6 protein-coding genes are annotated in these 5,177 nt (G+C 54.0%); 2 read left to right on the plus strand and 4 right to left on the minus strand.

The window, feature by feature from the left end; all coding sequences use genetic code 11:
- Positions 1-191 precede the first annotated feature (191 nt).
- Together HUU59_13445 and dapF are read right to left on the minus strand one after the other, a co-directional pair.
- A complete protein-coding gene (locus tag HUU59_13445; GenBank protein ID NUO20445.1) occupies positions 192-371 on the minus strand; it encodes a hypothetical protein in 180 nt (59 codons plus the stop codon).
- Positions 372-554: 183 nt separating this feature from the next.
- On the minus strand, positions 555-1,358 hold the full coding sequence (gene dapF, locus HUU59_13450; GenBank protein ID NUO20446.1) for a diaminopimelate epimerase: 804 nt from the start codon (positions 1,356-1,358) through the stop codon (positions 555-557).
- A 191-nt stretch (positions 1,359-1,549) separates the two neighbouring features.
- Between dapF and HUU59_13455 the strand changes: the two genes are divergently transcribed.
- On the plus strand, positions 1,550-2,851 hold the full coding sequence (locus tag HUU59_13455) for a hypothetical protein (protein NUO20447.1): 1,302 nt from the start codon (positions 1,550-1,552) through the stop codon (positions 2,849-2,851).
- A 151-nt stretch (positions 2,852-3,002) separates the two neighbouring features.
- Complete coding sequence (locus HUU59_13460) at positions 3,003-3,590, plus strand: hypothetical protein (protein NUO20448.1); 588 nt, start codon at positions 3,003-3,005, stop codon at positions 3,588-3,590.
- 49 nt (positions 3,591-3,639) lie between these two features.
- Here the strand turns inward: HUU59_13460 and HUU59_13465 are convergent, their stop codons facing one another.
- Together HUU59_13465 and HUU59_13470 are read right to left on the minus strand one after the other, a co-directional pair.
- Positions 3,640-4,476 carry a deoxyribonuclease IV gene (locus HUU59_13465; protein NUO20449.1) on the minus strand — a complete coding sequence of 279 codons (837 nt, stop codon included), beginning with the start codon at positions 4,474-4,476 and terminating at the stop codon, positions 3,640-3,642.
- A 172-nt stretch (positions 4,477-4,648) separates the two neighbouring features.
- A partial coding sequence (locus HUU59_13470) for a T9SS type A sorting domain-containing protein (protein NUO20450.1) occupies positions 4,649-5,177 on the minus strand: 529 nt, incomplete at its 5' end.

Here is a 5,177-nt window from a genome sequence, read left to right on the forward strand (position 1 = left end):
CTTGTCTAATTCGCATCGTCTTACGTTCGCCGAGCGGGGATTAAGCGCAGTGCTTGAAAAGCACGTAGCGATTCCCCGCCGGAATTCTGTTATCTTGTCCCAACAATTGCCTGCCGCTTAAAGATACACTCATATAGTGGCTCGGATGAGTATACACCCCCACTTGTTGCTCGCCTTGCGAAAACCAACTCCTAGCCTTTTTCACCCATACTGTTCATTTCGCTGTCGAATGCGATATCGTTAATTGCAGAAATCTTGTATTCCCATCCAACAACAGGTGTGGGCGAAGCAGCTTGAAAGAAAGGCATACACATAACAAGCAGTATTCCCGCAAGTAGAACAATAATTGTAGTCGCTTGATGACTTGACATAATTCCTATTCCCTTGAACTTGTTAGGTTACACAACAAGATCCTTTGCTACGTTCAGGATGACAATGCGCTTGAGATTCGTGAAATCGCTTGGGGTTTTTGCCCAGCAAACTGGGCGCTTCATCCAAAATTCAGGTTCCGGCGGGGAACCGCTTCGCTTAATCCCCGTTCGGCGGAATTTTTTCTACACAACCCCCTCAAACACTCTTTCCGCAATACTCCGCTGCCGAATCTCTTTGAAATCCTTGGCTACCGTAATGTGCAGCGCGCCGCCGGGCTGATGCACCGCTATCGGTCTTTCAAAATCAAAATGACCGACCGCGCAGCCCGCGCAAGCCGTGGCAACGCTTCCCGATCCGCACGCCAGCGTTATCCCCGCTCCGCGTTCCCACACCACAAGATTGCACGAATCGCGGCTCATCACGTTCACAAACTCGATATTCGCACCATGCGGAAAGGCCGGATTCTTTTCCAAACTCGGCCCGTATTTTTCCGCAAATGGAATGTCGCGCTTCGGCCCGAAGATCACACCATGCGGATTCCCCACATTGACCGAAAGCACGTCAAAACTCTGATCCACCGAAGTCAACGTCAAAGTCTGCGGCGCGCCGGTCTTCGCAAAATCAGGTGCTGGCATCGTCGTTTCCACCACGTGGTCACCCAGATACCGCGCACGCTGAATACCACCGCCGGTCTCGATCGTCATCTCTCCGGAAACATCATAACCCCGGTCTGACAAATACAGTACAAAGCACCGCAATCCGTTGCCCGATATCTCAGCCATCGAGCCGTCCGCATTCCACAACGTCATCCGATGGTGAGCTTTGTCACTATCTGTCCTCAATAAAATCCCGTCCGCCCCTATACCTGTCTGGCGGCGGCACAAAAATCTCACCCGCTCCGCCGTGAATTGTCCGGAGGTGCACCCCTCCCGGCTGTCAAAAAGCAGGAAATCGTTCCCAAGTCCGTGGTATTTGGAGAATTTCATCATCGAATGGTGAATAAGGTCTATCAATGGCTATTTTGCCCGCCCGCTGCTGCCAATTCGAGTAGAAACTGTAATATAGCGGCTTTTCAGCAAGGAGGCAAACATCCTTGCACCCCTTTGTCAGGTTATGTATATTGCTATGGAATCAAAGAATTACTGCTAAATCCCGCATTGGAAAGGCTACTCGCTTCATGCGCAAGTTCTTATTGATTTTGTTCGCCCTTGGGGCCCTCAGCGTCTCTTCCGCCTTGGCACGTCCGCAGTACAGCGCCCTTTTTGGACAGAGCTGCTTCCTTTGCCATGCCAATCCTACCGGAAACGGTATGCGCGAGCTCTACGGAAGCCAGTTCTTCGGACCGCAATATCTCCCCGTCAAGCCGGTCAGCTTCGAGACCATTGAAAAGCTCAAACCCAAGCTGTCCGATAACGTCACCATCGGAGCGGACTTCCGCACCATCTGGCTGTCCACCAATACTCAGGATGTCGACACCGAGGCCGGGCTGTCCGCGCCGCTGTCCACGAATACCGGAACCGCCGCTCAGATGGAAGGGAACATCTACCTCCAAATCCGGCCAACCGAGCAGTTCATGCTCTATTTTTCTGAGGGGGTATCCGATGCGTCCGGCCGCCGCGAAATCTACGGTATGGCCAATTTGAAAGGGTTCAAAGCTTGGGCGAAAGCAGGACAATTTCAAGAAAATTACGGCCTTCGATTCGCCGACCATACTGCCTACACCCGGACCGGTTTGTGGAGTGGATTCGATGGAGGTGCTTTTGCCACGCCCACTCCCCCGCATTACGGTGTCGGCATGGAGCTGGGGACCCGCATTGCCACTATTGACTTAAGCGGCTCCTATACCGCGGCTCAAAGCAACATCCCTATGGACCGCGACCAGCAGAAGCGCTGGTTGCTGAGGGCCTATGGCCAGCGACGGCTTCCCTTTGCGCCTAAATGGGTGGTCTCCGCAGGGGGGAGCTGGTTCCATGCTCCCGGAAAGGCCGCAGACCCGGAAACTGGGTTCCCCGGAACTGCATCGAAAACGACTGCTTGGGGCGCCTTTGGAGGCATCGCCTTCGAGGGTATTCACGGCCGGATGGGAACGGGCAACGGGGCATCCAATTTCGGCTGGCTGGCCACCTCGCTGCTGGTCGAATATGACCGCAAGAATTGGCTGACTCCCGAATTCTGGACCTTGCCGTGGGCAATTACTCCCTTCGCAATTACCTCCGCTTATGCAACCGCCCAAGTGGAAATCATGGCCTATCAGGGAGTTTGGCTGAGAGGAGCCTACGATTGGTTGGATAACGCCGAAACCTCATCCATTGCCGGAGAAGCTGAACGGACGTCCTTGGGTATAGCCTCATACGTCCTGCCGTGGGTCGAAGTTTCCGTGGCTCACCGGCTCTATTCAGCAAGCAAACACCCTGCTACCGGCGATCCACAGGCCCGAAACAAGAAGCAGGTGGAAGCCCAAATCCACGTCTTTTTCTAAGCTGCCCAATCACGTTGAAAGCCCGCCACACGGCGGGCTTTTTTATTTTGTCTTCAGGAATACTTGACAATCTTGGTAAACTATTGTTGCTTGTTCTCTATGGGAGAGCCTTCAAAAGCATGTTTTCACCTTGCAGCTACAGGAGGCAATGATGAACAAACTCAGATTACTGCTTGTACTCTTTCTCGCACACCAGGCTCTGGCTGTTATACATGTCGTGAACCTGAATTCGCTGTCCTTCAGCCCGGCCCATATTACCATCCAGCAGGGTGATACCGTGCGCTGGGTGAAGACTGCCGGATTTCATAATGTCCGCGAGTCGGGTGGAACACCAGATACGGTCTTCTACAGCGGTGCTCCGACCGGCAGCAACTTTACGTATAACTTCGCGTTCAATGCGCCGCTGTCCGGTGTCTACAACTATCGCTGTGATCTGCATTTCGGCTCAGGCATGGTGGGCTCTGTCACGGTGAACGCACCCCCGCCCTGTCTCGAACCTGCTCAGCTCACCATACTATGGGAAGCCGATGATCAAGTGAGGCTCAATTGGAACGCGCCGCAAATCGGGACCTATCACGTTTACTCAACTGCCGATGCTGCACTCGCAACAACTCCACCCGGCCCGGGCTGGACGCTGGCAGATACTGTGGATGTGGCCGCAGTTGGACAGGCTACCACGGTTCTCACCGGGCTAAGCGAAAAACTCTTCTTCGTTGTGCTTCAAGACTGCACACCGTGAACATCTTCCGCTTTACAGTCAAAGGCCGCACATGTCGTGCGGCCTTTTTTCATTCATCCCGTAAACTCTTCAGCGTTTCGATACTTGATGGAGTGTCTTCATCCGGCAGCTCCGTCGTTCCCGGCAATCCCTCAAACCTCGGGTCTGTGGCAAGCAGCTTGAATCCCGATAAGCCAATGAAACCTTTGCCGATGGCCGCGTGCCGGTCGCGATGCTGTCCCAACTCAAATTTCGAATCGTTAAGATGAAACGCGCGCAGATACCTTAACCCGATTCTTTCTTCGAACTCTTTCCAAGTGGCCGCATACGTCTCCGGTGTCCGGAAATCATAGCCCGCCGCAAAGATGTGGCAGGTATCTACACACACTCCCATCCGGTCGTCTTGATTGCATTCACGTATCAGGTATCCCAGATGCTCGAACTTCGCTCCCAAATCTCCCCCCTGTCCCGCTGTCGTCTCCAGTAAGATTCCCACTCCCATTTCTTCCGTTCGCGCAAGCACTTCTTTAAGCGATTTCGCGCACGCCTCCAATCCGCGCTCTTCACCCGAACCTTTATGCGAACCCGGATGAGTGTTCACCCATGGAATTCCCAACAGCGCCGCGCGCTCCAATTCGTCCACAAATCCGTCTACCGATTTTCTCCGCAACTCCTCTTCCGGTGACGAGAGATTGATTAAGTAGCTGTCATGCACGAACACCGGCGGCTCTCCGGCTTCCTCCCAAGCTTCAAACCAGTGGATAATCGCCTCCGGTTCAATCTCCTTCCCCTTCCATTGGAGCTGGCTCTTTGTAAAAATCTGAATGGACTCACAGCCGAACTCCGTCCCCCACTCAAACGCCTTGTGCAGTCCGCCCGCCGTCGAAGTATGCGCACCGAATAACATGTTTGCTTCTCCAATAGTTGTTCCGCTAAGGTAAGCACTGCCGCGCCGAGTTGCAACCCAGTCCACACAAAAAAGCGGGGCGAACCATCTCGGTTCGCCCCGCGCTGTCTCAAGGCTTTCCAATAAGCTTTCGCGTTCGCGTCAGCTCATTGGGGTCCAGCGTCCACGCTGGTTACTTCATCAGCACCATCTTCGACTGAGCCGTGAAGCCGTTGGCTTCCATCTTATACAGATAGAGTCCGCTCGACAGACCCGTCGCGTCAAAGTTCACGACATGACGGCCTGCTTCCATATTGCCGTTCACAAGTTCGGCAACCTTCTGGCCCATCAGGTTGTAAACACTGATCGTCACCTTGCCTGCTTCAACCATGTCGAACGCGATGTTCGTCGTCGGGTTGAACGGGTTCGGGTAGTTCTGATGCAAGGCGTACTCAGTAATAACTGCAGATCCGCTCGGAGTCGCCGACAGCGTCGCCAATGCCTGACGGGCGCCGTTCACATCCACCGAAACCAGACTGTAGTTATACGTCGTGCCGTTGGTCAAGCCGTTGTCCGTATAGCTGTAGTTCGCACCCGTCGCGCTGTTCATCGCCGCAACGTTTGCAACCACCGAACCGTTACGGCTCAGCTCAAAGTGATCCACATCCGTCTCGGACAGCGTGTTCCAGTTCAACGTCACCAATCCGTTGCCTGCGACCGCG

The sequence above is a fragment of the bacterium genome, from assembly GCA_013360195.1.
Classification (GTDB): domain Bacteria; phylum Electryoneota; class RPQS01; order RPQS01; family RPQS01; genus JABWCQ01.